At 72.3% G+C, this 26,789-nt stretch carries 25 protein-coding genes; 10 read left to right on the top strand and 15 right to left on the bottom strand.

Features of this window, described 5'->3' with window-relative positions:
- Window positions 1-30 precede the first annotated feature (30 nt).
- Window positions 31-1,695: an ABC-F family ATP-binding cassette domain-containing protein gene (locus EDF47_RS11600; protein WP_133937095.1), complete on the bottom strand. Its 1,665-nt coding sequence runs from the start codon at window positions 1,693-1,695 to the stop codon at window positions 31-33.
- A gap of 81 nt (window positions 1,696-1,776) precedes the next feature.
- Between EDF47_RS11600 and EDF47_RS11605 the strand changes: the two genes are divergently transcribed.
- Both EDF47_RS11605 and EDF47_RS11610 read left to right on the top strand, forming a co-directional pair.
- A complete protein-coding gene (locus EDF47_RS11605) occupies window positions 1,777-2,193 on the top strand; it encodes an HIT domain-containing protein (RefSeq protein WP_133937093.1) in 417 nt (138 codons plus the stop codon).
- Window positions 2,194-2,277: 84 nt separating this feature from the next.
- A complete protein-coding gene (locus EDF47_RS11610) occupies window positions 2,278-2,583 on the top strand; it encodes an EthD family reductase (protein ID WP_123937738.1) in 306 nt (101 codons plus the stop codon).
- 105 nt (window positions 2,584-2,688) lie between these two features.
- Here the strand turns inward: EDF47_RS11610 and EDF47_RS11615 are convergent, their stop codons facing one another.
- Window positions 2,689-3,036, bottom strand: a complete 348-nt coding sequence (locus tag EDF47_RS11615; RefSeq protein WP_133937091.1) for a hypothetical protein — start codon at window positions 3,034-3,036, stop codon at window positions 2,689-2,691.
- A gap of 98 nt (window positions 3,037-3,134) precedes the next feature.
- Here EDF47_RS11615 and EDF47_RS11620 point away from each other — a divergent pair, with 98 nt between their 5' ends.
- Entirely contained in the window at window positions 3,135-4,034 is a 900-nt protein-coding gene (locus EDF47_RS11620) for an NmrA family NAD(P)-binding protein (protein ID WP_133937089.1), read from the top strand.
- A gap of 96 nt (window positions 4,035-4,130) precedes the next feature.
- On the opposite strand, the gene EDF47_RS11625 is transcribed toward EDF47_RS11620, so the two are convergent.
- From EDF47_RS11625 to EDF47_RS11635, 3 genes are read right to left on the bottom strand one after another with little or no spacing between them, the layout of a single operon-like run.
- Window positions 4,131-5,018, bottom strand: coding sequence for an alpha/beta hydrolase (locus EDF47_RS11625; RefSeq protein ID WP_133937087.1), 888 nt, complete (start codon window positions 5,016-5,018; stop codon window positions 4,131-4,133).
- Window positions 5,015-5,698, bottom strand: a complete 684-nt coding sequence (locus tag EDF47_RS11630) for a TetR/AcrR family transcriptional regulator (protein WP_133937085.1) — start codon at window positions 5,696-5,698, stop codon at window positions 5,015-5,017. The genes EDF47_RS11625 and EDF47_RS11630 overlap by 4 nt, the downstream gene beginning before the upstream one ends.
- Before the next feature lie 9 nt (window positions 5,699-5,707).
- Window positions 5,708-6,472, bottom strand: coding sequence for an acetoacetate decarboxylase (locus EDF47_RS11635; RefSeq protein ID WP_123294243.1), 765 nt, complete (start codon window positions 6,470-6,472; stop codon window positions 5,708-5,710).
- A gap of 80 nt (window positions 6,473-6,552) precedes the next feature.
- Here EDF47_RS11635 and EDF47_RS11640 point away from each other — a divergent pair, with 80 nt between their 5' ends.
- Window positions 6,553-7,419: a 3-hydroxyacyl-CoA dehydrogenase NAD-binding domain-containing protein gene (locus EDF47_RS11640; protein ID WP_123339781.1), complete on the top strand. Its 867-nt coding sequence runs from the start codon at window positions 6,553-6,555 to the stop codon at window positions 7,417-7,419.
- Between the two features lie 72 nt (window positions 7,420-7,491).
- On the top strand, window positions 7,492-8,937 hold the full coding sequence (locus EDF47_RS11645) for an amidase (RefSeq protein WP_133937083.1): 1,446 nt from the start codon (window positions 7,492-7,494) through the stop codon (window positions 8,935-8,937).
- 168 nt (window positions 8,938-9,105) lie between these two features.
- Here the strand turns inward: EDF47_RS11645 and EDF47_RS11650 are convergent, their stop codons facing one another.
- The 3 genes from EDF47_RS11650 to EDF47_RS11660 are packed head-to-tail and all read right to left on the bottom strand — an operon-like array spanning window position 9,106 to window position 12,682.
- Complete coding sequence (locus tag EDF47_RS11650; protein WP_133937081.1) at window positions 9,106-10,761, bottom strand: extracellular solute-binding protein; 1,656 nt, start codon at window positions 10,759-10,761, stop codon at window positions 9,106-9,108.
- A gap of 47 nt (window positions 10,762-10,808) precedes the next feature.
- Window positions 10,809-11,702, bottom strand: a complete 894-nt coding sequence (locus EDF47_RS11655) for a carbohydrate ABC transporter permease (RefSeq protein WP_123294247.1) — start codon at window positions 11,700-11,702, stop codon at window positions 10,809-10,811.
- Complete coding sequence (locus EDF47_RS11660; RefSeq protein ID WP_133937079.1) at window positions 11,699-12,682, bottom strand: ABC transporter permease subunit; 984 nt, start codon at window positions 12,680-12,682, stop codon at window positions 11,699-11,701. The genes EDF47_RS11655 and EDF47_RS11660 overlap by 4 nt, the downstream gene beginning before the upstream one ends.
- Window positions 12,683-12,791: 109 nt before the next feature.
- Here EDF47_RS11660 and EDF47_RS11665 point away from each other — a divergent pair, with 109 nt between their 5' ends.
- The 4 genes from EDF47_RS11665 (at window position 12,792) to EDF47_RS11680 (ending at window position 17,776) form a co-directional block, all read left to right on the top strand.
- Window positions 12,792-13,895 carry a substrate-binding domain-containing protein gene (locus tag EDF47_RS11665; protein ID WP_133937077.1) on the top strand — a complete coding sequence of 368 codons (1,104 nt, stop codon included), beginning with the start codon at window positions 12,792-12,794 and terminating at the stop codon, window positions 13,893-13,895.
- A 200-nt stretch (window positions 13,896-14,095) separates the two neighbouring features.
- Window positions 14,096-15,136: a hydroxyacid dehydrogenase gene (locus tag EDF47_RS11670; protein ID WP_133985708.1), complete on the top strand. Its 1,041-nt coding sequence runs from the start codon at window positions 14,096-14,098 to the stop codon at window positions 15,134-15,136.
- A gap of 85 nt (window positions 15,137-15,221) precedes the next feature.
- Window positions 15,222-17,120, top strand: a complete 1,899-nt coding sequence (locus tag EDF47_RS11675) for a heparinase II/III family protein (protein WP_133937073.1) — start codon at window positions 15,222-15,224, stop codon at window positions 17,118-17,120.
- Window positions 17,117-17,776 carry a ThuA domain-containing protein gene (locus tag EDF47_RS11680; RefSeq protein ID WP_133937071.1) on the top strand — a complete coding sequence of 220 codons (660 nt, stop codon included), beginning with the start codon at window positions 17,117-17,119 and terminating at the stop codon, window positions 17,774-17,776. Before EDF47_RS11675 ends, EDF47_RS11680 begins: the two co-directional genes overlap by 4 nt.
- Window positions 17,777-17,855: 79 nt before the next feature.
- Here the strand turns inward: EDF47_RS11680 and EDF47_RS11685 are convergent, their stop codons facing one another.
- From EDF47_RS11685 to EDF47_RS11715, 7 genes are all read right to left on the bottom strand, one after another.
- Window positions 17,856-19,448 carry a DUF4832 domain-containing protein gene (locus EDF47_RS11685; RefSeq protein WP_133937069.1) on the bottom strand — a complete coding sequence of 531 codons (1,593 nt, stop codon included), beginning with the start codon at window positions 19,446-19,448 and terminating at the stop codon, window positions 17,856-17,858.
- Between the two features lie 294 nt (window positions 19,449-19,742).
- Window positions 19,743-20,525: an ABC transporter ATP-binding protein gene (locus EDF47_RS11690; RefSeq protein ID WP_133937067.1), complete on the bottom strand. Its 783-nt coding sequence runs from the start codon at window positions 20,523-20,525 to the stop codon at window positions 19,743-19,745.
- Window positions 20,522-21,364 carry an ABC transporter ATP-binding protein gene (locus EDF47_RS11695; RefSeq protein ID WP_243834048.1) on the bottom strand — a complete coding sequence of 281 codons (843 nt, stop codon included), beginning with the start codon at window positions 21,362-21,364 and terminating at the stop codon, window positions 20,522-20,524. The genes EDF47_RS11690 and EDF47_RS11695 overlap by 4 nt, the downstream gene beginning before the upstream one ends.
- A complete protein-coding gene (locus tag EDF47_RS11700; RefSeq protein WP_133937065.1) occupies window positions 21,361-22,248 on the bottom strand; it encodes an ABC transporter permease in 888 nt (295 codons plus the stop codon). The genes EDF47_RS11695 and EDF47_RS11700 overlap by 4 nt, the downstream gene beginning before the upstream one ends.
- Complete coding sequence (locus EDF47_RS11705; RefSeq protein ID WP_123339771.1) at window positions 22,245-23,198, bottom strand: ABC transporter permease; 954 nt, start codon at window positions 23,196-23,198, stop codon at window positions 22,245-22,247. The genes EDF47_RS11700 and EDF47_RS11705 overlap by 4 nt, the downstream gene beginning before the upstream one ends.
- A 28-nt stretch (window positions 23,199-23,226) precedes the next feature.
- Complete coding sequence (locus tag EDF47_RS11710) at window positions 23,227-24,780, bottom strand: ABC transporter substrate-binding protein (RefSeq protein WP_133937063.1); 1,554 nt, start codon at window positions 24,778-24,780, stop codon at window positions 23,227-23,229.
- A gap of 58 nt (window positions 24,781-24,838) precedes the next feature.
- Window positions 24,839-25,780: an alpha/beta fold hydrolase gene (locus EDF47_RS11715; protein WP_166673227.1), complete on the bottom strand. Its 942-nt coding sequence runs from the start codon at window positions 25,778-25,780 to the stop codon at window positions 24,839-24,841.
- Between the two features lie 66 nt (window positions 25,781-25,846).
- Between EDF47_RS11715 and EDF47_RS11720 the strand changes: the two genes are divergently transcribed.
- Complete coding sequence (locus EDF47_RS11720; RefSeq protein ID WP_243834049.1) at window positions 25,847-26,764, top strand: siderophore-interacting protein; 918 nt, start codon at window positions 25,847-25,849, stop codon at window positions 26,762-26,764.
- Window positions 26,765-26,789: the final 25 nt, after the last annotated feature.

The raw sequence follows: 26,789 nt of genomic DNA on the forward strand, positions 1-26,789 counted from the left end.
TCGTCGTCTGGGTGTGTGCTCCTGGTGTCGTCAGCGTTCGGTGACCCGGCCGGCGTCGACGTGCCACTGCCGGTCGAGGCGGACGGTCTCCAGCATGCGCCGGTCGTGCGTGACGAGCAGCAGGGTGCCGTCGTACGACTCCAGTGCCTGTTCGAGCTGCTCGATGGCCACCAGGTCGAGGTGGTTCGTCGGTTCGTCGAGCACGAGCACGTTCACCCCGCGGGCCTGCAGCAGCGCGAGTCCGGCGCGGGTCCGTTCGCCGGGGGAGAGCGCCGACGCGGGCCGTCCGACGTGGTCGGCCTTCAGCCCGAACTTCGCGAGCAGCGTCCGGACGTCGGCGGTGGTGGACTCGGGCACGATCGCCTCGAACGCCGCGGCGAGCGACTGGTCGCCGGTGAAGGCCGCACGGGCCTGGTCGACCTCGCCGACGGCGACGCTCGACCCGAGCGAGGCGGTGCCGGTCGTCGGCGCCTGCTTGCCGAGCAGTGCCCGGAGCAACGTGGACTTGCCGGCGCCGTTCGGTCCGGTGATGCCGATGCGGTCGCCGCCGTCGACCTGCAACGACACCGGGCCGAGCGTGAAGTCGCCCTGCGTGAAGGTGGCGTCGGACAGGGTGGCCACGACGGCCGAGGACCGGGGCGCGCTGCCGATCGTGAACTCGAGCTGCCACTCCTTGCGGGGCTCCTCGACCTCGTCGAGCCGCGCGATGCGGGACTCCATCTGGCGGACCTTCTGCGCCTGCTTCTCGCTCGACTCCGAGGCGGCCTTGCGCCGGATCTTGTCGTTGTCCGGGGCCTTCTTCATGGCGTTGCGCACGCCCTGGCTCGACCACTCGCGCTGTGTGCGGGCGCGGGAGACCAGGTCGGCCTTGGTGGAGGCGTAGTCCTCGTACGCGTCGCGCTTGTGCTGCCGGGCGATCTCGCGCTCCTCGAGGAACGAGTCGTAGCCGCCGCCGAACAGCCGGTTGGACGACTGCGCCAGGTCGAGCTCGAGCACGCTCGTCACCGACCGTGCCAGGAACTCCCGGTCGTGGCTGACGAGCACGACCCCGCCGCGCAGGCCCCGGACGAACCCCTCGAGCCGGTCCAGCCCGTCGAGGTCGAGGTCGTTGGTGGGCTCGTCGAGCAGGACGATGTCGAACCGCGACAGCAGCAGCGCCGCCAGCCCGACCCGAGCGGCCTGCCCACCGGACAGCGCGGTCATGAGCGAGTCCGGCCCGACGCCGTCGTCATCGGTTCCGGTCTCGAGGCCGAGGTCGGCCAGGACGGCGGGGATCCTGTCCTCCAGATCGGCGGCGCCCGCGGCGAGCCAGCGGTCGAGCGCCGTCGAGTAGCGGTCCGCGGCAGCGTCGCCGGCGTCCGGGTCGCCGAGCGCGGCAGCCGCGGCGTCCATGGCCTCGGTCGCCTCGGCCGAGCCGGTCCGTCGGGCGATGTACGCGGCGACGGTCTCGCCCGCGATCCGTTCGTGCTCCTGGGGGAGCCAGCCGACGAACGCGTCGGTCGGCGCGAGCGACACCGTGCCCGCCAGGGGCTCGTCGACACCCGCCAGCAGTCGGAGCAGGGTGGACTTGCCGGCACCGTTCACGCCGACGACGCCGATCACGTCGCCCGGTGCCACCGTGAGGTCGAGGGAGTCGAACAGCGTGCGAGCGGCGTACCCGCCGGACAGGCCCTTGGCGACGAGCGTGGCGGTCATGCGCCAATCGTCCCACGCGGCGGCGCGCGCACGGCACCGCCCTCGGAGCGCCCGGTGCTCCGGGTGCAGCACACTGGACGGATGGCATCCTGCGTCTTCTGCGCGATCATCGCCGGCGACGAACCGGCCGTGTGGGTCGAGCGCGAGGAACACGCCGTCGCGTTCGCGCCGCTGCCCGGGTCCGCACTTGCACCCGGGCACACCCTCGTCGTACCGGTCGAGCACGCCGACGACCTGCTCGGTGCCGCCCCGGTGGCACTGGCCGCCACCGTCGCGCTCGCGCAGCGTGTCGCACGGGCGATGCGGGGCGCACTCGGCGCCACCGGCACCGTCGTGCTGCAGGCCTCCGGCGCCGATGCCGGGCAGAGCGTGCGGCACCTGCACTTCCACGTCGTGCCGTGCTGGCCGGACGACGGCACGACGCACTGGCCGGAGCCGCCCTCGGCACACGTCGTCGACGGTGACCCGCACGCACTCCTCGCCGAGATGTTCGAGTAGCCGATCCCGGGCAGCGGTGCGCGGAACGGAGTGGAGTGGGCGCTGCACCTTCACCCGTCCCACCGACACCCGCAGGAGCACACCATGACCACGAAGATCACCCTGATCATCGACAACCCGGCCGACCCGTCGGCGTTCGAGCAGTCCTACGTGGAGCTCGAGGCACTCGCCGCGAAGCTGCCCGGCCTGCAGCGGCTCGAGGCGGCGAAGGTCTGGCCGAAGGAGGACGGCACGCCCACACCGGCGCACCGCACCCTCGACCTGTACTTCGCCTCGTACGGGGACGCCTCCGACGCGGTGGCGACCACCGAGGCCGGCGCGTTCTTCCAGCAGCTCGGCGGCACCGGCGCCACGTTCACCGGCCTGTTCTCCGACATCGAGCACGAGTAGCACCGGGCCGGGCCTGGCCGGGTGCAGGGCCGGGCCGCGCCGGGCCCGTGCCCGGGTCTCGGGCTCAGCGACACTCCTCGGGTCCCGCGCCGCGTGGAGTGTCGCTCAGCGCGAATCTCGGCCCGGCAGGCCCGGCAGGCCCGGCAGGCCCGGCATCGGCACGGGCGCCAACCGGCCCACGCCGACGGGCAGCACACCCGCGCGGTACTCGAGCACCTCGGCATCGCCGACCGTCACCGTCGCCGCACCGAAGCGCCATGCCCGGTTGAACAGGTACACCCCGATCACGGTCCGGCCGTCGTCGGCCACGGTCCACGTGCCGGTGCCCCACTGCGCCGGGTGTCCGACCCCGTCGATCGTGACGGTCGGGCGGGCGAACCAGGTGAGCAGGGGGCGAGCGAGCCGGAGCTCGATCCGGCGCTTCGTCGTGCCGGAGGGGAGAGTCGTGTCCACCTCCGCAGGATAGGGCCACAGAACCCGGCGCCAGCGCACCGGCGCCGCCGCCAGCGCACCTGTGCCCGCCGCACCCGCGCACCCGTAGCGTGGCGGCCATGACCACCACCGTCCTCGTCGCCGGCGCCACCGGAGACCTCGGCGGACGCATCGTCCGCGAGCTCCTGCAGCACGACACCCGCGTCCGCGTCCTCACCCGCCCGTCCAGCACCGGCGCCCAGCGGCAGTTCGCCGACGACGACCGCATCGACGTCGTCACCGCGGACTACACGGACGCACCGGCGCTGGTCACGGCGCTCGCCGGGTTCGACGTCGTCGTCTCCGCGGTCAGCGGTACCCGAGCGGTGATCGTGGACGCCCAGCGCGCCCTGCTCGACGCCGCGGTCCAGGCCGGCGTCCCGCGGTTCATCCCCTCGGACTACGCCGCCGACTACCGTTCGATCACGCCCGGCTCGAACCGGAACTTCGAGCTCCGCCGCGAGTTCGCCGCCGCCCTCGACGCCGCACCGATCCGTGCGACCTCGGTGCTGAACGGGGCGTTCACGGACATGCTCACCGGTCAGGCACCGCTGATCCTGTTCGACCGCCAGCGGGTGCTCTACTGGTCGTCGGCCGACCAGGTCCTCGACTTCACCACGAAGGACGACGTCGCGCGCGTGACGGCGCTCGTCGCACTCGACGCGGACGCACCCCGTGTGGTCGAGGTCGCCGGTGACCGCGTCACGGCACGGTCGATCGTCGACACGATGTCCCGACTGACCGGCACCCCGTTCCGGCTGCAGTGGGCGGGGACGACCGGCACGCTGTCGGCGATGGCACGGATCGGCCGTCGGCTGTCGAAGGACGACACCGAACCGTTCCCGGCCTGGCAGGGCATGCAGTACTTCGTGAGCATGTTCAGCGGCGAGGCCGAGCTCCACCACGTCGACGACGACCGCTCCGGTCCGCACGGGTGGACGAGCGTCCGGGACGTGCTCGCCGCCCACCTGGGCGTCTGACGGTCCGACCGGGAGGCCCGCCCCGCGTCGCGCAGGACGGCCGGCGGTCCGCCGCCGTGGCCGTCTCGGGCACGCGGCCGGGTCCTGCGCTGACCGTCAGGCTCTGCGGACGGCCGCGACGATCTCCTGCCGTGCTGCTCGTCCGCTGCGCGTCGGCAGCAGGGGGAACACGTGCAGGGCGCCGGGGCGCTCGCGCAGCGTGACGTCCACGCCCGCGGACCGGGCGGCCTCGACGAGCAGGTGCGCGTCGGGGTTCAGCACGTCGTGGGTCCCGGTGTGGACGAGCATCGGGCCGAGGCCGAGGAACGAGCCGGCCAGGGGACTGACGACCGGGTCGTCGATCGACAGGCCATCGGCCCACAGGTGACCGAGGACACGGCCCCCGTCGCGACCGAGCCACGGGTCGCTCGGTTGGACCTGGGGGATGCGCGGGTTCGAGAAGCCGAGGTCGAGCGCCGGTGACACCAGGACGGTCCGGAGCGACGGGACGCCCTGGTCGCGCAGGGTCTGGGCGACGGAAAGCGCGATCTGCCCACCGGCGGAGTCGCCGGCGAGCTGCACCCGTCCGCGCCGGTCGATGACGCGGCGTGCGACGTCGAGGACCAGGTCGTGCGCCTGCCGAGCGTTGCCGTCCGGCAGGAGTCGGTAGATCGGCACGGTCACGGTGGCGCGCGCCTCAGCGGCGAGCTGGGCGATGAGCGCCCAGTGCTGCGGGGCGATCTCGTGGACCCACCCGCCGCCGTGCACGTACACGACGTCGCGGAGCGGTGGCTGGCGGCTCGGCGTCACGGTGTACACCGGGGTGCCACCCTGCCGGTGGACGTCGACGCGCACGTCGGGCCGGAGGCGCTTCGGTGGTCCGAACGGCTCGGGGCGGAGGGCCTGTCGGCGGACGGCTCGGTGCGCTCCCGCTTCGGTGACGAACGGCGCGTTCGCGTGCGTGGCCCGCAGGAACAGCGGGACCGCGGCTTCGGGCACGATCACGCTGTACCTCCCGAGTCGGCGGTGTCGTCGGCACCGTCGGGCTCGCGCGCGGGCTCGCTGAGTCCGAGGAGTGCACCCCGCACCGCGGCGACGCGGATGGTCGCGGCGTCGTCGTACAGCACCGTCTGGCTGACCGCGCCGACGTGCGCGGCGACGACCGCCCGGGTGAAGACGTCCGGGGCGACGGTGAGGCGCCGGCCCTGTGCCGTGACCGACTCGACGAGCAGCGGTTCGAGTGCCGCGTGGAAGGCGTCGGTGTGCGCTCGGAGCAGTGCCCGGAGCTCGGGTTCGTGTCGCGCCCGGGACAGCAGGACCGAGCGGATCGCGTACCACTTGCCCTCGGGGGGCAGGCCGCCGAGGACCCCGGAGACGATCGCGTCGACGGACTGCGGGTCGGTCGTGCCGAGCGCGGCCCGGAAGCCGTCCTCGAGCCGCTCGACGACCACGGCCTCCTGCGCTTCGTACACCGCGAAGAAGAGCTCGTCGGTCGTCGCGAAGTTCGAGTAGAAGGCCCCGCGCGTGAACCCCGCACGTGCGACGATCGCCTCGACGCTGGCCGAGGCCGAGCCGGTCTCGTCGAACAGCGCCTCGGCCGCGCGGACGAGCTCCGCGCGGGTGCTGCTGCGCCGCCGGGTGGGGCGGGCGGGTGCGGCGGTGTCGTCGCTCACTCGTGGGGACATCGGCTCATCCTAGGAGGCGTCGTCCGACCGGCGCGGGTCGGCCAGGTAGTCGTGCACGGACCGCACCGGCGCGAGCGTCAGGTCGGTCAGGACGTGCGAGGCGCTGATGACCTCGAGCACCGGCAGGTCGGCCATCGGCGCGAGGGCGTGCTCGAACAGCTGCAGGCGGGCGGGCCCGGTCCAGGCCCCCTTCACGACGATGTCGGTGATCTCGGTCCGCACGAGATCGGCGGCGCGCAGCCCCAGGGTCGTCACGTCGGGGACGAGCTTCACCATCCAGGTCGGCACCGTGATCTGCGCCGCGGCCTCGACCGGGTCCATCGGTTCCCACTGGTACGCCATGGTCGCCGTCGCCACGCGTTCGGCACCGCGGTCGAGCGTGCCGACGAGGGCGCCCTGGTCGACGCGCAACCCCGGGGTCCCGAGCACCTTCGGGTAGGCGCTCAGTTCGCGACCGGCGAGCGTCGCCGCGGAGTTGTCGAGGTACATGGCGTGCAGGTACTCGCCGACCTCGCCGTCGTGGGTGACCTGGATCGCCTGACCGGACTCGACGTAGGGGCCGTAGCCGTCGACGTCGCCCATCTTCATGACCTCGAACCGGACCAGCGGCGCGTCGACCTGCAGCGGCTCCGGCACGACGGCGCGGAGGGCGTCGGGGTCGGTCCGGTACACGACGTTGAAGTACTCGCGATCGGTGAAGCGCGTCGGGCGCAGCGGATAGACCGGCCCGGTGAGGGGGGTGGTGGCGTGGCGGAGGACGTCCGAGGCCTGCATGGGAACTCCTTGTCGAGTTGCGATACGTTCCGTACTGAGTACGTTGTGTATCGAACGTACACCCGAGAACGAAGGACACCATGGGCTTCTCCCTGCCGACCGACATCCGCAACCGACCCGTCACCGTGATCGGCGGTGGGACCCTCGGTCGTCGCATCGCCCTGGTGTTCGCCAGCGCCGGCGGCGAGTCCCGCGTGTACGACCTCGCCGAGCCGGTCCGCACGGCCGCCGTCGAGTACGTCGAGCGCGAGCTCCCGGCGCTCGCCGCGGCGCGGGACGGGGGCGCGGTCGGCACCGTCCGCGCGTTCGACGACCTGGACGAGGCCGTCGCCGGTTCGTGGCTCGTCGTCGAGGCGATCCCGGAGCGCCTCGACCTCAAGACGACGGTGTTCGGGCAGCTCGACCGCGCCGTCGGGGCGGACACGATCCTGGCGAGCAACTCGTCGTCGTACGCGAGCCGACTCGTGATCGACGAGGTCGAGCACCCCGAGCGCGTGCTGAACATGCACTTCTACATGCCGCCGGCGCAGAACGCCGTCGACCTGATGAGCGACGGGGAGACCGACCCCGCGGTCATCGACCTGCTGCTCGAGGTCCTGCCGACCTACGGCGTCCGGCCGTTCGTCGCCCGCAAGGAGTCGACCGGGTTCATCTTCAACCGCATCTGGGCGGCCATCAAGCGCGAGTCCCTGGCGGTCGTGGCCGACGGGGTCTCCACGCCGGAGGACGTCGACGCCATGTTCGCGGTGAACACCGGTTCGCCCGCGGGGCCGTTCCGGATGATGGACCAGGTGGGGCTCGACGTGGTCCTGGACATCGAGGAGCACTACGCGGCGGAGGACCCGCACCTGCCCGAGGGCCCGCGGCAGCTGCTCCGGCAGTACGTCGACGCGGGGCACCTGGGCGTGAAGACCGGCCGCGGCTTCTACGCGTACGACCAGCACTGACGTACGACCAGCACTGACGTACGACCAGCACTGACGCACGACCGGCACCGTCGCCGCCTAGGCTCGGGAACCGTGTTCGAACTCCACCACCTCGCCGCGCAGGAACTCTGGGACTGGATCCGCCGGGGGGAGGCGACCGCGCTCGAGGTGACGGAGCACTACCTCGCCCGCATCGAGCGCCTCGACCCAGCCCTCGGTGCGTTCGTGACGGTCACGGCGACCGCCGCGCGCACGAGAGCCGACCGTCTCGGGCACCTGGTGCCGACGTCCAGACCGTTGTGGGGCCTCCCGTCCGCCGACAAGGACCTGTACGACCGCGCCGGGGTCCCCACGCGCTCCGGCACCGCGAGTCTGCCGGAGCGCCCTGCCGGGGCCGACCACCCGCTCGTCGCGGCGCTCGACGCCGCCGGCACGGTGAGCCTCGGCAAGACGGCGTCGCCGGAGTTCGGGATGTCCTCGTCGTCGGAGACGCGGTTCGGCGTGACGCGGAACCCCTACGACACGACCCGCGCGCCCGGGGGGTCGTCGAGCGGGGCGGCGGTCGCCGTGGCGGCCGGGCTGCTGCCCGCGGCCGTCGGGTCCGACGGCGGGGGATCGGTCCGGATCCCGGCCGCCGCGACCGGACTCGTCGGCCTGAAGCCGAGCCGCGGGCGGGTGCCGTCGATGCCCGGTCGCTCCGGTGTCGGCGGGCTCTCCGTCGCCGGGCCGCTGACCCGGTCCGTCGCGGACGCAGGGATGCTGCTCGACGCCCTCGTCGCGCCGACCGGCCTGCCGGAACCGTCGCCGTACGCCCTGGTCACGCCGTCGCGCGGTGACGGCCCGTTCACCGCGGCGGCCGTCCGCGGTGAGGGACGCTTCGTCGTCGGGCTGCTCGACGGCTCACCGTGGGACGACACCGTCGACGTCGTGGTCGACCCCGCGGCGCGCGCTGCCGTCGAGACCGCTGTGCGGGTGCTCGGCGAACTGGGGCACGGCGTCGAGGACGTGCAGATGCCGCGGGCGCCGTACGCCGACGCGTTCCGGGTGGCGTGGGAGAGCTCCGCGGCGCGGCTGCCGATGGTCCCCGGCATCGACCTGACGGCGCTCACGCCGCTGGTGGCGTGGCTCGTGGAGCGGGGACAGCGGCTCACCGGCACGCAGGTGCTCGACGCGATGACCGTGCTCGACACGTTCTCGGCGACGCTGATCGGTGCGTTCGACCGGTTCGACGCCGTCCTGTCACCGACCCTCGCACTGACCCCGCGGCCGCTCGGCTGGTACGGCGACGACCCGGACGAGGACTTCCGCCGCCAGTGCGCGTACTCGCCGTGGACCTCGATGGCGAACGTGGCCGGGCTGCCCGCGATCACCCTGCCCGTCGGGGTCACCGCCGACGACCACCCGGACGGCGGCGGCCTGCCGATGGGCGTCCAGTTGATCGGGCGTCCCGGGGGCGAGCGGGTGCTGCTCGCGATCGGGGCCCAGCTCGAGCGGCGGCTGCGCTGGCAGCGGCGGCACCCGGCTGCCTGGACCGCCTGACCGCCTGCGCGGGGGTCGACGCGTGTGCAGGTTCCGACGATCCACGCGTCGATCGACTCGTGGAACGTCGCACCATGCACGTGCATCGGATGCGTGTGCATGGTGCGACGAAGCACCCGGTGATCGACTGGTGGAACGTCGCAGAACGCGTGCGAGCCGCCGCCCGGGCTAGCTCTGCTTCTCGATCGCCTCGGAGTACTCGCGGCGCATCTTGTCCCCGGCGGCCGACACCCACGTCGCCCGCGCGGCCTTCACCTTCGCCAGGTTCGTCCGCCCGAGCACGTAGTCGTTGCACACGCTGTTGAACGCGGTGCTCGCCGACGCCGTCGCCGCGGCCGAGGGGGAGTAGAAGCCGTCCACCGGGTTCTTCACGAGCATGTCCTGCGTCTTGGTCTGGTACTGGTGCGACTGCCGCAGCTGCTCGTCGATGCGGACCGCGGTGTTCAGCACCTGCGGGCCGGCGCCGAGTCGGTACAGCGCGCTCGCGTTGATGGTCTGCTCGCCGGCCTTCGTCAGCGTCGCGTCCGGGCCGCTGCCGGTGTGGTGGACGCCCTTCTCGCCGTGGGTCAGCGTGAACGCCTCCTTCGACCCGAACGGTGCGGAGAGGTAGTCGATGAGCCGGAGCTGGGCCCTGATGCGTTCGGGCGTCGTCTTCTTCAGGGCGGCGAACGAGAAGCTCGACGTGCCCTGGTAGTTCGCACCGGGGCCGCCCGTCGCTCCGAAGGGCACGATGCCACCCGTGACGATCCCCTTCGGCATGGACACGTCGAGCAGTGCGGAGATGCCGTCGAGGTGCATGAGCACGGTGCCGTTGTTGATGTACGTCTTCGCCTTCGCGCTCTCGAGGCTCGGGGTGTCCGGGTGGAAGACGCCGAGGTTCCAGAGCTTCTTGACGTAGGCGAGGGTCTCGAGCCACGCGTCGGTCTCGTTCTTGTGGGTGAGTTCGCCGCCCTTCGACATCGCCCACTGGTTCGGCACGCCGAAGGTGGCGCCGATGAAGTCGTACGCCCAGTCGACGCCGCTCGCCCCGCCTTGGCCGGCGATCGCGTACCGGCCGGCCTTGGCGTCGGTGACGGCCGTGCACAGCTCGGTGAACTCGTCCTTGTCCTTCGGGGCCGGTCCTGCGCCCGTCAGCTGCTCGATGAGGTCGGGGCGGCAGATCATCACCGACCCGAACGGCGGCCGGTGTTCGGGGACGCCGTAGATCTTCCCGTTGATGCGGGCGCTCCGCCACGACGCGGTGGGGATGTTCGCCAGGTTCGGGTAGTCCTTGACGGCGTCGCCGGAGAGGTGCTCCGACAGGTCCGCGAACTTCGCGTCGAGCAGCTGCGGGAACCGGGGCGGCATCGCGAACGTCAGGAACTCGACGATGCCGGGGATGTCGTTACCGGCGGTCATCGTCGCGAACTTCGCGGCGAACGAGTCGCCGGGCACGAACGTCAGGTCGTACTCGGTGTCCGTCAGGCCCCCGACGTAGTCGAGGAACGAGTTCTGCGCCGGCGGCGGCGCCGCGTAGGTCACGACGAACCCGGTGGTCTTCTCGCCGTCGCCGACCTTGCCGGTGACCGAGGTGAAGAGCTCGCTGTCCTGCGGGTACGAGTAGTACACGGGCTGCACGACGCCGTTGCCGGGCAGGTCGGGCTTCGGCCCCTTGGTGATGGGAACGTAGGTCGGCAGCGCGGCCACCTGGTCCGAGATGGTCGCGGCGTTGCCGCCGGTGGAGCACCCGGTCAGGCTGCCGGCAGCGCCGAGGGCGACGAGGCCGAAGGCGGCGCCGGAGATGAGGGTCCGGCGGCTGAGGCCGCCGGTGGTGGTGTCGGTCATGGCTTCTCCCTTGAAGCGTCGGGTGGCAGTGGGGTGGTGGGGCCGTGTCAGCCCTTGACGGCGCCCGTCAGGACGCCCTTGGTGAGATGGCGCTGCACCAGGGGGTAGGCGGCGAGGATGGGGATGATCGCGATCATCACGACGGCCATCTGGATCGACTCCGCCGGCGGCTGCATCGAGGCGTCGGACCCGGCACCGGACACCAGGCTGGAGCCCTGCAGGACGTAGGTGCGCAGCACCAGCTGCAGCGTCCACTTCGTCGAGTCCGACAGGTAGAGCAGCGCGTTGAAGAACGCGTTCCAGTAGCCGACGGCGTAGAACAGGCCGACGACAGCGATGACCGCGCGGGACAGCGGCAGGACGAGCTGCCACAGGATGCGGAACTCGCCGGCACCGTCGATCTTCGCGCTGTCGATGAGCTCCTGCGGGATGCTCATCATGAAGCCGCGGACGACCACCATGTTGAACACGCTGAACGCGCTCGGCAGGATCAGCGCCCAGTAGTTGTCGAGGAGTCCGAGCTGCTTCACCATCAGGTACAGCGGGATCATCCCCGGCGCGAACAGGAACGTGATGAGCACGAAGGTCAGCAGCGGCCGCTGGAACAGCGATCCCTGTCGGCTGAGCGCCCACGCGGCGAGCACCGTCGACGCCAGACTGATGACGGTGCCCACGACCGTGACGAGCAACGTGACCACCACGGCGCGGGTGACGACCCCGCCGGACAGGATCTGCACGTACGCGGACAGGTCGAACGACCGCGGCCACACGACGTAGCCACCGGCAGCGGTGACGTCCGCCTGGCTCGACACGCTCGTCGAGAAGACGATGAGGAACGGGAACAGGACGACGGCGAGGATCAGGACGATCGCGACGGCCTTGAGTGCGAGGACGACGGGTGTGGGTTTTCCGGCCCAGACCGGACGGGCGATGGTGCTCATGACCGTGAATACACTCCCTGCTCACCGAGCATGTGGGCGGCCTTGTTCGCCGCCATGATGAGGACGAACCCGACCAGGCCCTTGACCAGACCGACCGCGATGCCCGTGGACCAGTTCCCGTCGACGACGCCGTGGTAGTAGACGTAGGTGTCGAGGACCTCGGCGGCATCGGCCCCCACGGCGTTCCGTTGCAGGATGATCTGCTCGAACCCGACGGACAGGGCCTCGCCGAGCCGCAGGATCAGCAGGAGCACGATGATGGGACGGATGCCCGGCAGCGTGACGTGCCAGAACCGGCTCCACGCTCCCGACCCGTCGATCGCCGCCGCCTCGTACAGGTTGTCGTCGATCGCCGCGAGCGCCGCCAGGAAGATGATCGTGCCCCAGCCGGCGTCCTTCCAGATCACCTGTGACGTCAGCAGCAGCTTGAACGTCTCCGGGTCGCTCATGACCCCGATGGTCCCCATGTCGAGCTGCCGCAGCGTGTGGTTGACCACACCGCCGGACCCGAGCGACTGCTGGAAGAACCCCACGACGATCACCCACGACAGGAAGTGCGGCAGGTAGAGCACCGACTGCACCGTCGCCCGGAGCCACGGCCACACCAGCGAGTGGATGAGGATGGCCAGCGCGATCGGCACCGGGAAGAACAGGATGAGCTGCAGGAACGTGATCTCCAGCGTGTTCACCGTCGCCCGCCAGAACTCCGGGTCGGCGAACATCAGCTGGAAGTTCGTGAACCCGACCCACGGGCTCTGGGCGATCGGGATGTACGGCTGGTAGTCCATGAACGCGATGACGTTGCCGATCATCGGCACGTACACGAACAGCAGCAGCAGGACCACCGCCGGCGCCACCATGAGCAGCAGCGGGTAGTCGCGCCGCAGCCGAGCGAGGAACGGGACCTTCCGCGGGGCCGGGGCACCACCGGACCGGGTGGTCCGGGGCTCGGTGGTCGGATCGACCAGCGTCGCGCTCATGTGGCTCCTTTGCTCACGTGGCTGGGGGTTTCGTCATCCTGTGGCGTCCGTATGATGACGGTCAAGCCGCGGTATTCACCCGCACACGAATCGAACACTGGGAGCGACGATGCACCCGACCAGACGCCACGAACGGATCCTCGCCGAGCTCCGCGTGCACGGGACCCTGTCCGCCTCGGACTTCGCCGAGCGCGAGGGGATCTCGGCCATGACGGTCCGCCGCGACCTGTCCGAACTCGCCGACCGCGGCGTGCTCCGGCGCGTGCACGGCGGCGCCGTCTCCGTCGAGACCCTGCCCACCGCCGGCGCACCGCACCGACCCGCACCGCGCCCCGACCGGGACACCACCGACGGCAGCGGCGCGCTCTTCACCCTCGGGCTCGTCGTCCCCGACCCCGGCTACTACTTCCCGAAGATCGTCGCCGGCGTCGCCGAACGCACCGAGGCCCTGGGCGGACGCGTCGTGCTCGGCGTCTCCCGCTACGAACCCGCCCGCGAACGCCAGCAGGTCGAACGCCTCATCGCCGCCGGCGTCGACGGGCTCCTCGTCACCACCACCGTCGCCGACGCCTTCACCACCCTCGAGCTCCTCGACCACGCACCGATGCCCGTCGTCGTGGTCGAACGCTCCGTGGTCGAGGCCCCCGTCGGCTCCGCGCTCGAGTCCGTCCGCAGCGACCACGAGTCCGGCGCCGGCATCGCGGTCCGCCACCTCGCCGAACTCGGGCACCGCCGCATCGGCATGGCCGTGTTCGACACCCCGACCACCCCGCAGCTCCGCACCGGGTACGACCGCGCCGTCCGGCAACTCGGCCTCGACCCCGACGCCCCGGTCCAGGTCATCCCGGACGACCAGGGTGTGGGTGCCGCGACCAGGGCCTTCATCGAGCGCTGCCTCGCCACCGGCACCACCGCCGTCTTCGTGCACTCCGACCAGTACGCCGTCGAGTTCGTCGAGACCGTCACCGAGATGGGCCTCTCGATCCCGGACGACCTGTCCGTGGTCGCGTACGACGACGAGGTCGCGGCGCTCGCCGGGGTGCCGCTCACCGCGGTCGCGCCCCCGAAGAACGACGTCGGCCGGTTCGCGGCGACGATGTGCTTCGAGCGCATCTCGGCGACGGCGCAGGTCGGCTTCGCCCGTCGGCACATGACCCTGGCGCCCACGTTGAGCGTGCGGGCGTCCACGGCGGCGGTCGTCCACGGCCGGTGAGCGGCCGGCGCGCGATCCGCGCGCCCGTCGTGTTCACTTCGTGAGCGTTTGCGCCCCGCGGCTTGACTCCGCACACCGCCGAACGCTGGCATGGGGACGCCGTACCCCCGGAGAGGAACCGTCCGACGATGACGTCACGCCCCGTCACGCCCCGAGCGCAGCCCGCGCCCCGAGCGCAGCCCGCGCCCCCGGCGGTGCCCGTGCCCCCCGCCCCACGCGGCCACGCGCACCGCTCGCCCGTCCCCGTCGCCTTCGTGATGCCCGAGGCGACCTTCACCCGGGTGTTCGACCCCGGCGACCTCGCCGCCCTGCACGCCTCCGAGGCCGTCCGGCTGGTCGCCGACCGTCCGCTCGACCCGGACGACCCGTGCGACCTCCCGCTGCTCGCCGACGCCGAGGTGCTCGTCACCGGGTGGGGCAGCCCCGTGCTGTCCGCGGACCGTCTGGACCGGATGCCGCGGCTCCGCGCCGTCGTGCACTCCGCCGGGTCGGTCAAGCCCGTCGTCGACACCGACGTGTGGGCGCGACGGATCGCAGTTGCGTCGAGCGCCGCCGCGAACGCCGTCCCCGTCGCCGAGTTCACGGTCGCCGTGATCGTGCTCGCCGCCAAGCGGGCCTTCGCCAGCGCCGCCGCGCTGCTTTCGGACGAAGCCCCGGTCGACGTCGAGGGCTCGTGGCCGGTCGTCGGCATGCACGGCGTGACCGTCGGTGTCGTCGGCGCCTCGCGCGTCGGGCGGGCCGTCATCGAACGGCTCCGCGACTACGACGTCCGCGTGCTCGTGAGCGACCCGTACCTGGACGACGCCGAGGCCGCTCTGCTCGGCGTCACCGCCGTCGACCTCGGCACCCTCGCCGCCTCGAGCGACGTCGTCACCCTGCACGCGCCGCTGCTGCCGTCGACGCGGGGGCTCGTCGACCGTGCCGTGATCGGGCGGATGCGGCCGGGTACCACGCTCGTGAACACCGCGCGCGGGGCGATCGTCGACCAGGACGCCCTCGCCGACCGCCTGGACCGCGGCGACCTGGCCGCCGTCCTCGACGTCACCGAGCCGGAACGCCTGCCACCGGACGCCCGACTGCGGTCGACGCCGAACACCTTCATCACGCCGCACATCGCCGGGTCCCTTGGCAACGAGCTGCGTCGGCTCGCCGACAACGCGGTGCGCGAGACCATCGTGTTCGCGGCCACCGGCGCGTTCACCGACCCCATCGTCCCCGACGGCTTCGCCGTCCAGGCCTGAGGCCCGCCACCAGCCGCCGCCACCAGCCGCCACCCACCAGCCGCCACCACCCGTCCACCACCGTCACCACCCGGAGACCCACCCCATGACCGTCACCGTCGACGCCCCGTCCTTCACCGACCGGTTCACCCCGGCAGCGCGCGCGGCGCTCCGTCCGCGCACGTGGCGACCCGCGCCTCCCGTCAGCGACCGCCCGGCGTGGGCGCACGTCGCGGACGCCGACCGGGAGGCCCTGCTCGCGGTCGCGCACGACCGTCGCGCCGCCGCGGCGGTCACCTTCCCGACCCTCGCCCTGTGGGCGACGTACAGTCGCGACGGGAACCGCCAGCCGTACGAGCGGGCCCAGCGGAACCTGCTCGAGTCCGCCGCGACCGCGGCCCTGGCTCTCGGCGTGACCGGCGACGCCGAGTGGGCGGACGTGCTCGGCGACCAGGTCTGGCGGATCCTGGAGCTGCGCGCCTGGTGCCTGCCGTCGCACTACGCGCTGCCCGAGGACGGCAGCCGGCCGTTCCTGCCCGTGCCCGGTCGGGACGTGCTCGACCTGTCCGACGCCTACGTCGGCGGCATGCTCGCGGCGATCGACGCGATCGCGGGGGAGCGCCTCGAGCAGGACCGCCCCGGCATCCGCGCGCACGTCCACCACGAGATCCGCCGCCGCGTGCTCGACCCGTGGGAGCAGGAGGTCTACTTCTGGCACGGGGTCGACGGGCCGCCGAACAACTGGGCGCCGTGGATCGTGTCGAACGTGCTCGTGTGCGCCGCCGTGGTCGAGCCCGACCGCGATCGCCTCGCCGCGACGATCGACCGTGCGCTCGTGATCCTCGACCGGTTCCGCGCCGGCTACGACGCCGACGGCAGCTGCGACGAGGGTGCCACGTACTGGTGGTGGGCCGGCGCGACCCTGTTCGAGGCCCTGGACCTGGTCGAGGAGCTCACCGGCGGCGCGTTCGACGGCTTCTCGGTCGAGCCGGTCGCCGCCATGGCCCGGTTCCCGATGGGCATGCAGATCGGTGCCGCGACGCAGGTCAACCACTCCGACGGCTCCCCGGCGCTGGCCGAGAACGCGAACTGGAACCTGCTCGCCCGCTTCGGGGAGCGCGTCGACGATGACCGGGTCGTGCGGCACGCCCGGTGGATGGGCCGGCAGCACGCGTTGCGGTTCGATGGGCAGCTCACCGCGCTGTTCCGTCGGACGCTCGCCGAACTGCGGGACCCCTCGTGGACCGACGGCCCGGCCGAGCCCGGGATGCCCGCGTCGCTGTGGCTGCCCGGCACCGAGGTCGCCGTCGCCCGCGCCCACGACGGCGCGACCGACGGGTTCGTCCTCGCGGTGAAGGGCGGGCACAACGACGTCAGCCACAACCACAACGACGCCGGCGGGGTGATCGTCTCGCTCGACGGCGAACCGGTGCTCATCGACGTCGGGGTGGGCGTGTACCGCCGCGAGACGTTCATGCCGGAGCACCGCTACGGCATCTGGACGATGCGGAGTGCCTGGCACACCGTCCCGCTGCCGAACGGCGTCGAACAGCACGAGGGTGCCGCGTTCCGCGCGATCGGCACCGTGTTCGAGGACGACGGCGACGTCGCGTCGTGGTCCGCCGACCTGACCGCCGCGTACCCGGCGACCGGCGGACTGCGATCGCTCCACCGCACCGCGACGCTCGACCGGGCGGTGCCCCGTGACCGCGCCGCCGCACGCGTGGTCGTCCGCGACACCTGGACGTTCGCGGAGCCCGGCACGATGACCCTGGTGCTCATGACCCGCGACGAACCCGTGCCCGTCGACGGCGGGCTGCGCGTCGGCCCCGCCCACCTGTCCGTCGACACCGAACGGTTCGCGGTGCACGTCGAGCGGCGGGACGTCGACGACGCGAAGCTCGAGCGGGTCTGGGGCCCGGCGGTGCACCGTGTGCGGCTCGTCGCACGGCAGACGTCCACCGACGGCGAGCACGCGCTCACCGTGACCCGGGCGACACCGTGAGCGCGGTCCTGCTCGGCGGCTCCGGACGCTGGACCGACCCGTGGCACCCCTTCGCCGAGACGAACGCCGCGATCACGGCGCTCGCTGCGTCGGCCGGCGTCGCGCTCGAGCAACCGGAGGACGTCGACACCGCCCTTGCAGCCCTCGCGACCGGACCCCTGCCGTCGCTCGTCGTCGTCGACGTCGGGTTGCCCCGGGACGACCGCCCTGTCCCGCTCGCCGACGCCCGGGCCGGCTTCCACCGCCTGCTCGCGAGCGACGTGCCCCTGCTCGTGCTGCACGTCGCCGCGACGTCGTTCGCCGACGACCCGCACTGGGAGCGTGCCCTCGGCGGGGTGTGGGAGCGCGGCACGACGATGCACCCGCCGTTCGGGCCCGCGGCCGTCCGGGTGGTCGACGCGGCGCACCCGATCACCGCCGGCCTGACGGACTTCACGGTGGAGGACGAGCGCTACACGCACCTCCGGGTCTCGCCCTCGGTGCGGGTCCTGCTCGACCACGAGCACGAGGGGGAGCGGCACCCGCTCGCCTGGGTGCACGAACGACCCGGCGGCGGCACCACCGTCTACGACGCGCTCGGCCACTCCGCCGCGTCGTTCGCGTCACCGGAGCACCGCGCGTTCCTGACGCGCGCCGTGACGTTCCTCGCGCGCTGACGGGACGGGGTGGGGGCGACTGCCTGGAGGCCCGGTGCCGGTCTCGTGGACCGGCACCGGGCCTCCAGGCAGTCGCGTCTCAGGCGATGGTGACGTCGCCGACGACCAGCCAGCCCGCCTGCTGCGTGCCCTGCGCACCGAGCTCGATGCCGGGGGCGTTGCCCGCGGTGGTGTCGACGATCGCGATGCCCCACCGGTACGCACCCGCCGCGACGCCGGCCAGTGACGGACGGAACGCGTACGACGTCGGGGAGCCCTTCAACCACGTCGACGGGTCGGACGCGGTGTCCACGAACGTCCCGGCCACGCTGCCGTCCGCACGGAGCAACGCGACCGCTGCCTTGTACTTGCCGTTCCACACCGGCAGGTTGTCGGGGAGGTAGCCCCACCCGGTGTTCGTCCACTCGTGCGTGACGTCGACCGTCGCGCCGGCGGACGCCGAACCGGGCACGACCACGCGCGACGGGTGCAGGCGGTAGCCACCCTCGGCGTCGAACCGCTGCGTCAACGGGAAGGTCTGCGCCGCGAACCACGACAGGGCCTCGCCGTTCCGCAGGTCCATCATGTTCACGTGCGCCTCGACCGAGTCGTCGAACTCGCCCTGACGGACGTCGGCGGTCGTCACGTACCCGCGCGGGTCCTGCGTGACGTCGTGCTGGGCCGTGACCCACCCGCCCTCCATGATGATCGGCCGCCGGTACCGCCACTTCGCGGCCATCGACTTCTCCCAGTCCGCGTAGTACGTGGTCATGCCGAAGGCGTCGTGGCGCAGGACGTAGCCCTTCTCGTACGCACCGTCGAGCATCCGCTCGCTCTCGGGGTCCGGGGTGCCCCAGTCCTTCGGACCCCCGATCATCCGGTGGTAGTTCAACGCCAGCGGCACACGGGTGAAGTGCTCCTGGTACAGGTCGATGATCCAGTCGAACACCGGCTCGCGGTTCGCGGCGTCCTGGTACAGCATCGAGTGGCCCTCACCCCACTTGCCGAGCCCGTACCCGTCGATGAAGTCCGTCGTGGCCGGGTCGTCGTACTGCTCCCCGAAGGCCGCGACGAACGCGGCGTACTTCGCCTGGAACACCGGGTCGTCCGGGTACGGACTCCACACGGTCTTGCTGCCGGTCTGCGTCTCGTACCCGGCGGCCCCGGCGGCACGCACCCACGCGGGCGTGAAGTCCGACGACTTGTCGCGACTGTCCACCACGACGCGGAAGGCCAGCCGCAGCCCACGGCGACGGGCCTCGGCGAGGATGCCCGCGAACGCCGCGTTCGTGTCCCAGCCGTACACGCCCTCGGACGGCTCGAGGATCGTCCACGAGACCCGCATGTACATGACCGAGGCGTGGTCGGACACCGTGACCGTGGTGCCGTCGGGCAGCGGGACGTCGTCGTACTGCGTCCAGTAGTTCGCGGGCGGTGCCGACGAGCCGTACAGTGCCCAGCCGTTGAGCGGGTTCCGCAGGACCGTGGTGGTGTCGGCGGCGAACTCCCGCTCGATCGCTGCGGCGAGGTGCGGGCGACCGGGGTGGCCGGGGCCGGCGGGGCCTGTGCCGGGGTGGGCGCGGCCGTGGGCGCTCGCCGGTGTGCTGCCGAGCACCCCGCTCGCTGCCGATGCGGTGGCGACGATGCCGAGTCCGAGTGCCGTGCGCCTGGTGATGTCGTGCGACTTGCTCATGCGTTCTCCCCTTCGAGAAGCGATCGGTGCAGGTCGATCGTCCCGGCGTCCCGCTCAGTGGGCAAGGAGTCCCGCCCAGTCGAACAGGAGTCGCACACCCCTGGCCGCTGTGCTGGGGGTGCGAGGTGGGTGCGTGTGCATGTTCCGACGAAGCACGCGTCGATCACCTCGTGGATCGTCGCACCATGCACGTGCATCCGGTGCGTGTGCATGTTCCGACATCCCACGCGTTGATCGACTCATGGGATGTCGCGAATCGCGTGCCGCCCCGCCGCCCGCCGCCCCGCCCCGCCCCTACGGCAGCGTCGGCGCAGCCTCCACCAGCGCCCGCGTCACCGGGTGCGCCGGCGCATCGAGCACCGACACCGGCCCGTGCTCCACGATGCGCCCGGCCGACATCACCGCGACGGTGTCGCACAGCCGCTGGACAACACCGATGTCGTGCGACACCAGCACCAGGGTCAGCCCGAGGTCGTCGGCGAGCGAGCGGAACAGCTCGATGACCCGTGCCCGCACCACCACGTCGAGGGCGCTCATCGGCTCGTCGCCGAACAGGATCCGCGGCCCGTGCACCACGGCCCGGGCGATCGCGATGCGCTGCCGCTGCCCGCCGGAGAACTCGTGCGGGTACCGGTCGACAGCATCCGCCGGCAGGTCGACCCGATCCAGCACGTCGCGCACCAGCACCCGGTGGTCCCCGTCGATCCGGAGCGCCCGCAGCGGTTCGCCGACGATCGCGCCGACGCGCATCCGCGGGTCGAGGGACGCGTACGGGTCCTGGAACACCACCCCGGTCTCGCGACGGAACCAGCGCATCGCGGCCGCGGAACCGGACGCCACCACCGGACGACCGGAGGCGGTCACGGAACCCGCGGAAGGTGCCTCCAGGCCGGCGAGCAGCCGCACCAGGGTGGACTTGCCGGACCCCGATTCGCCGACGATCCCGAGCCGCTGGCCGGGGGCGACCGTCAGGTCGACGCCGTCGACGGCGGTGCGGACGGGGCCCGGTTCGAAGGGCCCCCGGCGGGGGAGCCGGTAGGTGCGGTGCAGCCCGACCCCCTCGAGGATGGCGGTCATACGGAGCCTCCGGACGGACGGGCACGACGGGCGGTGGCGCGCGCGGCGTCGACGAGCGCGACGGTCGCGGGGTGCTGCGGTGCGGCGAGCAGGGACGCGACCGAGCCCTGTTCGACGACCCGTCCGCCGTCGAGCACGACGGCGGTGTCGGCGATCCGCGCGAGCACGGCGAGGTCGTGCGTGACGAAGACCATGCCGGCCGGTAGTCCTTCGAAGAGGTCCAGGATCCGCGCCTCGGTCGTGACGTCGAGCGCCGTGGTCGGCTCGTCGGCCACGAGGTACGCGGGCTGCCCGGCCATCGCCATCGCGATGCAGATCCGCTGACGCTGCCCGCCGGACAGCTGGTGCGGGTACTGCCGCAGCAGCGACTCCGGGTCCGGCAGTCCGACGTCCGCCGCCAGGGTGGTCGCCGCGGCGCGTGCCGCCCGCCGGTCGAGTCCGCGGTGCAGGCGCAGCGGCTCCGCGATCTGCGCGCCGACGCGGCGCAGCGGGTCGAGGGCGGTGCCGGGCTCCTGGAACACCATGCCGATGCCGGATCCGCGGTGCTCCGCGCGCTCCCGGTCGGTCAGGCCGACGAGTTCGGTGCCGTCCAGGCGGATGCTGCCGGTGACGGTCGCGCCGGCGGGCTCCAGGCCCATCAGGGCGAGCGAGGTCATGGACTTGCCGGATCCGGATGCGCCGATCACGCCCACGCGTTCGCCGGGAGGCACGGTGAACGTCACGTCGTCGAGGATCGTCCGCCCCGCGATGCGGACGGAGAGCCCCACCACCGCGAGCCCGCCGGGGCCGGTGTCGCTGTGGCTGCCGGTGTCGCTGCGGCTGTGGCTGCGGTCGGTCATGCGGTCACCCCCGGGGTGGTCGTGGCCGGGTCGGTGCGACGGTCGCCGCCCGCTGCGCGGTCGTTCGTCGTCAACCGCGGGTCGGTGGCGTCGCGGATCGCGTCACCGAGCAGGGAGAGCGCGGCGACGACCAGCGCGATCGCGGCTCCCGGCCAGGTGGCGCTCCACGGGTGCACGCCGATGTAGGTCTGCAGGTCGGAGAGCAGGTTGCCCCACGACGCCGTGTCCGACCCCGCGCCGTAGCCCAGGTACGACAGCCCGGCCTCGGCGAGGACCGCGGTGGCCATCGCGAGCGAGAGCTGCACGGTGAACAGCGGCGCGGCGTTCGGCACCAGGTGGCGGAACAGCACCCCGACACCACCGACACCGGAGGCCCGGGCCGCGGTGACGTAGTCGCTGCGGGCGATTCGGCGAATCTCGCCGCGGGCGACCCGAGCGATCGTGACGCCGAAGGACAGTCCGACGCTCACGATGACGACCCCGAGCGACCCACCGAACACCGCGGTCAGCAGCATCGCGGTCAGCAGGGTCGGGAACGCCACCAGGATGTCGAGCAGGACGGCCGTGCCCTCGCGCACCCAGCGGGCGGTGAGCGACCCGATCGCGGTCAGGACGATGCCGATGACGCTCGCGATCACCCCGGCCCCGACGGCGACGAGCACCGTGGTGCGGGTGCCGGCGAGCAGGTAGCTCGCGATGTCGCGACCGGCGGCGTCGGTGCCGAACCAGTGCGCCGCGCTCGGGCCCTCCCACTGGTGGAACGGATCGGCGCGGAACGGGTCCTGCGGCGTCCACACGAGCGACACGGCGGCGAGCACCACGAGCAGGCCGAGCACGACGACGGCGAAGACCCCGGTGGGGCGGGAGAGCAGGCGGCGGATCATCCGGACACCTCGCGTTGGCGTGGGTCGAGGGCGCGGTGCACGACGTCGACGGCGAAGCCGACCAGCAGCACGAGCCCGGTGAGCACGAGCAGCTCGGACTGCACCTTGGTGACGTCGCGGCGACCGACGTCGGTCACGAGCATGCGACCGACCCCGGGCAGCGAGAACAGCTGCTCGACGACGACGGCCCCGACCAGCAGCCCGGCGATCTGCACCCCGAGCACGGCGAGCACGGTGAGGGCGACCGAGGGCAGCCCGTGCCGGAGCAACGCCTGCGTGCGCGTCAGCCCGATCGCGGCCGCGGTGCGGACGTGGTCGGCGTCGAGCACCGACAGCGTCGCGGACCGGGTGAAGCGCAGGATGACGGCGCCCTCGACCGCGCCGATGGTCAGGGCGGGCAGCACGAGCGACGCGAACGCACGCCCCGGCTCGGACCAGCCGTCGAGCGGGAAGCCCTGTGTCGGCAGCCAGTGCAGCGTGACGGCGAACAGCGCGACGAGCAGCATGCCGGCCCAGACGACCGGGATCGCGGCGACGGCCTGCGCCACGAACCCGATGACGGCGCCGCCCGGTCGACGGCGGAGCACCGCGGCGACGACCCCGAGGGGGACGCCGATCACGAGCGCGGTGACGAGTGACATGCCCGCGAGCGGCAGCGTGATCGCCAGCTTCTGCGCGATCTCCGGCGCGACCTGCCCGTTGGTCACCAGGGACCGGCCGAGGTCGCCGCGGAACACCCCGCCGATCCAGTCGAGGTACTGCACCACGACGGGCCGGTCGAGGCCGAGCTGCTGCCGGAGCTGCTCGACCTGCGCCGGGGTCGACTGGGTGCCGGCGACGACCTGTGCGACGTCGCCGGGCAGCACCCGCAGGGTCGCGAAGATGATGACGCTCGCGACGAGCAGCCCGACGACGAACAGCAGCAGCCTGCCGACCAGGAACCGGGTCACGTGCTCGGAGCCCCGGGCGCGGGTCGTCTCACTTGACGGCGAGCTTCGACAGGTCGAGTCGTGAGTTGCCGCCGTCGACCGGGAAGCCCGTCACGCCGGTGCGCACGGCGGTGATCTCGGTGGCCGTGTAGAGCCACTCGCCGGCGGCGTCCTCGCTCACGATCTTCGCTGCCTTCCGCAGGGCGTCGACCTTGGCGTCCTCGTCGGTGGCCGCGATCGACTCGGCGTACAGCGACTGCACCTCGGCGTTGTCGTACCCGAAGTAGTAGTCGGGGTTCGCCCAGTTGCCGAAGTCGCGGGCCTCGACGTGGTCCACCATCGACAGGTCGAAGTCGCGCTCACCCGACTTCGGCGCCTGGAACACCGTCGACAGCCAGGTGGCGAAGTCGACACGCTTGACGGTCAGGGTGATCCCGACGTCGGCGAGCTGCGACTTGAGCACGTCGCCGATGGTCGCCGGGTAGATGTTCGCGTACGTCAGCGTGAGCTTGAGGTTCTCCTGACCGGCGGCGGCGAGGAGCTGCTTCGCGTTGTCGGGGTCGTACGCGTCGATGTCGGTCAGGTCCTCGTACCCGGGGTCGAGCTCCGGGATCGGGCCGCCCTGCTCGACGCCCGTGCCACCGATGGCCTTGATGAGGGCCTTCGGGTCGATCGCCTGCCGGATCGCCTGGCGCACCTTCTTGTCGGTGAACGGCGCCTTCTGGTCGTTGAACGCGAGCGTGTACTTGTCGGTCGTCTTGCCGGAGTGCAGCGCGATGTCCGAGTTGCCATCGAGCTGGCTCTTGAGCGTTCCGTCGACCGGGTTGAGGACGTCGAGGTCGCCGTTCGCCATGGCGTTGACGGCCGTCGACGGGTCGGTGATGTACCGGAAGACGATCTTCGCGACCTTCGCCTTCGTGCCCCAGTAGTCGTCGTTGCGGTCGAAGGTGAGTGAGTCGCCCTGCTTCCAGCTCGCGACCTCGTACGGGCCGGTGCCGTTCGCGGTGTCCGACAGGTCGTTCGTCGCGGCCTTCTCGAGCACCAGCCCGGAGCGGCCGGTCAGGTTCCAGAGCAGGTCCGAGTCGGGCTTCGCCAGCTTGAGCTCGACCACACCGGTCGACGGTGACGTGATCGAGGTGACGCCCGCGAGCTTGGCGGAGTCGACGTAGGTCTCGTTCGACTTGACCTGCTCCAGCGACCACACGACGTCGGCCGCGGTGACGTCCTTGCCGTCCTGGAAGGTGATGCCGTCGCGCAGCGTGAACGTGTACGTCAGGCCGTCGTCGGAGACCTCGTGCTCGGAGGCCAGCACGTCGCGGATGTCGCCGTCGGCGGTCCGGCCGACGAGCCCCTGGTACACGTTGTCGATGAGCACCTGGTCGAGCGCTGCACCGGACTGCGTGCGGATGTCGAGGCTGGTCGGTTCGAGCACCAGGCCGACGCGGACGGTGGCGTCGGCGCCGCCGTCCTCGTTCGACGAGCCGGAGCAGCCGGTCAGCGCGAGGGCGGAGACGACGGCGACCGCGGTGGCGGCGAGGGCAGCACGTCCGAGGCGCGTGGTGCGCGCAGCCCGGGCGGTACGGCGGGACAGGAGCGGACTCATGGGGTGTGGGTTCCTTCCGGACGCGAGGGCGATGGTCACAGCTCGCGCTCGCACGAGGTTACCGGGGGCCGGTACGGTCCCGCGACGGTTCATCGATCCGGTGCAACAATCCGTGACGTGCGGCCCATGCCCGGATCGCCGAAGCCAGTTCGAGGGGCGCCTGGTTCTGCACCGCGTGCCGTGCGGTGACCGTCACGATCTCGGCCTCTGGCAGCCGCTCGGCGAACGCGGCGTGCAGCTTCGGCGAGACGTACCCGCGGTCGCCGCGGACGAGCAGGATCGGCACGCGCAGGGCCTCGAGATCGGGCCAGGCGTCGGCGAAGCGCCCCACCGACGACGTGCGGCCGGCGGGCAGGTGCGGGAAGTGGTGGCGCCGCACGAGCGCTCCGTCGTCACCGAGCCGCGTGGTGTGGCGCGCCTCACGCAGCAGCACGTGCCGGTCGTCGCCGACTCGTGCCTCGATCGCCCGGTCGACGACCTGGTCCAGGGTGGCGAACGGCTCCTCGGCCTCGAGCGCGCGGGCGATCCGGTCGACCGCCCGCTGCGCGAAGTCCGGCGACATGTCGACGAGGACGAGCCCGGTCACCCGCTCCGGAGCCGTGGCCGCGAGTCGTGCCGACAGGATCGCGCCGAGCGAGTGCCCGACGACGATCCCCGGCGGCACCTCGAGCGCGTCGAGCGCGGCGAGCACGGTCGGCGCCGTCACGGACGCCCCGTAGTCGGCGTCGTCCCGCCACGACGACCGGCCGTGGCCGGGCAGGTCGAGGGCGACCGCCGGCTCGCCGACGGCGAGCGCGGTCTGGTCGAAGCTGTGGGCGTCGATGCCGAGCCCGTGCAGGTAGGTGATCCGGGCCTCCCGGTCGCCCCACCGGATGGCGGACGTCTCCTGCCCGTCATCGGTGCGGACCACCTGCCTGGATGCGCGGAGCGGCTCCGTCACGCCGCTCGCGCGGGCGAGGGCGGCCAGGTCTGCGAATTCGTCGTCGGGGGCATCGGGCACGGAACCGATCTTCGCACCGTCTGCGGGGTCTGGAGACGTTAGGTAAGGCATGCCATACTCGGATCCGTGGCAACCCGGTACCGCGTCTTCTCCGTCCGTGTGGCAGCGGTCACGTCGCTCACCCCGCACTTCGTCCGGGTGACGCTGACGGGCGATGCCCTGGCGGACTTCTCCTCGGTCGGGCTCGACCAGCGGATCAAGGTCGTCCTGCCGCTCGACGGCGTGGGGTTCTCCGAACTGCCCGAGGACGACGACTGGTACGCCGCCTGGCGTGCGCTGCCGGACGCGGAACGCAACCCGCTGCGCACCTACACGGTCCGCTCGTTCCGGCCCGACGCCCGTGAGCTCGACATCGACTTCGTCGCACACGGCGACGCCGGACCCGCATCCCGGTGGGTGTCGTCCTGCCGGGTCGGCGATGAACTCCGGATCGTCGGACCCCGTGTGCCGGAATCGCCCGAGGACCTGCCGACCGGTGCCGCCGAGTTCGCACCCGGGCACGCGAACCGCATCCTGCTCGCCGGGGACGAGACCGCCGCCCCGGCCATCTGCGCCATCCTCGAGGCGCTCGACGTCTCGACCGTCGGACACGTCTTCATCGAGGTGCCGACCGACGCCGACCGGCTGCCCGTGACCGCGCCCGCCGGGGTCGAGGTCCGTTGGATCGCCCGGAACGGTGCGACCCACGGCGTCCGCATGACCGACCAGGTGCACGCGTGGGCGTCGACGGTCGTCGCCGGTGCTGCACCCGTCGCAGCGGGTCCCGCCTGTGGGGACACCGTCGAGTTGGCGGACGTCGACGTCGACGAGCAGGTCCTCTGGGACGTGCCGGCCACCGAGGAGTCGCGCCCCGTCTACGCCTGGATCGCGGGCGAGGCCGGCTGCGTCAAGGAGCTCCGACGGCACCTGGTGCGCGGCGTCGGCATCGACCGGAAGCAGGTCGCGTTCATGGGGTACTGGCGGCACGGCAAGGCCGAGAACTGAACGCCGCAGGCGGACTGCCGACCAG

The organism is Curtobacterium sp. PhB190, assembly GCF_004365385.1.
GTDB lineage: Bacteria > Actinomycetota > Actinomycetes > Actinomycetales > Microbacteriaceae > Curtobacterium.

Excerpts from the sequence above, each read along its gene's own strand:
- EDF47_RS11600 (WP_133937095.1), bottom strand. The coding sequence starts at position 1,695 with ATGACCGCCACGCTCGTCGCCAAGGGCCTGTCCGGCGGGTACGCCGCT.
- EDF47_RS11605 (WP_133937093.1), top strand. The coding sequence starts at position 1,777 with ATGGCATCCTGCGTCTTCTGCGCGATCATCGCCGGCGACGAACCGGCC.
- EDF47_RS11610 (WP_123937738.1), top strand. The coding sequence starts at position 2,278 with ATGACCACGAAGATCACCCTGATCATCGACAACCCGGCCGACCCGTCG.
- EDF47_RS11620 (WP_133937089.1), top strand. The coding sequence starts at position 3,135 with ATGACCACCACCGTCCTCGTCGCCGGCGCCACCGGAGACCTCGGCGGA.
- EDF47_RS11630 (WP_133937085.1), bottom strand. The coding sequence starts at position 5,698 with ATGTCCCCACGAGTGAGCGACGACACCGCCGCACCCGCCCGCCCCACC.
- EDF47_RS11635 (WP_123294243.1), bottom strand. The coding sequence starts at position 6,472 with ATGCAGGCCTCGGACGTCCTCCGCCACGCCACCACCCCCCTCACCGGG.
- EDF47_RS11640 (WP_123339781.1), top strand. The coding sequence starts at position 6,553 with ATGGGCTTCTCCCTGCCGACCGACATCCGCAACCGACCCGTCACCGTG.
- EDF47_RS11650 (WP_133937081.1), bottom strand. The coding sequence starts at position 10,761 with ATGACCGACACCACCACCGGCGGCCTCAGCCGCCGGACCCTCATCTCC.
- EDF47_RS11655 (WP_123294247.1), bottom strand. The coding sequence starts at position 11,702 with ATGAGCACCATCGCCCGTCCGGTCTGGGCCGGAAAACCCACACCCGTC.
- EDF47_RS11660 (WP_133937079.1), bottom strand. The coding sequence starts at position 12,682 with ATGAGCGCGACGCTGGTCGATCCGACCACCGAGCCCCGGACCACCCGG.
- EDF47_RS11665 (WP_133937077.1), top strand. The coding sequence starts at position 12,792 with ATGCACCCGACCAGACGCCACGAACGGATCCTCGCCGAGCTCCGCGTG.
- EDF47_RS11675 (WP_133937073.1), top strand. The coding sequence starts at position 15,222 with ATGACCGTCACCGTCGACGCCCCGTCCTTCACCGACCGGTTCACCCCG.
- EDF47_RS11685 (WP_133937069.1), bottom strand. The coding sequence starts at position 19,448 with ATGAGCAAGTCGCACGACATCACCAGGCGCACGGCACTCGGACTCGGC.
- EDF47_RS11690 (WP_133937067.1), bottom strand. The coding sequence starts at position 20,525 with ATGACCGCCATCCTCGAGGGGGTCGGGCTGCACCGCACCTACCGGCTC.
- EDF47_RS11695 (WP_243834048.1), bottom strand. The coding sequence starts at position 21,364 with ATGACCGACCGCAGCCACAGCCGCAGCGACACCGGCAGCCACAGCGAC.
- EDF47_RS11700 (WP_133937065.1), bottom strand. The coding sequence starts at position 22,248 with ATGATCCGCCGCCTGCTCTCCCGCCCCACCGGGGTCTTCGCCGTCGTC.
- EDF47_RS11710 (WP_133937063.1), bottom strand. The coding sequence starts at position 24,780 with ATGAGTCCGCTCCTGTCCCGCCGTACCGCCCGGGCTGCGCGCACCACG.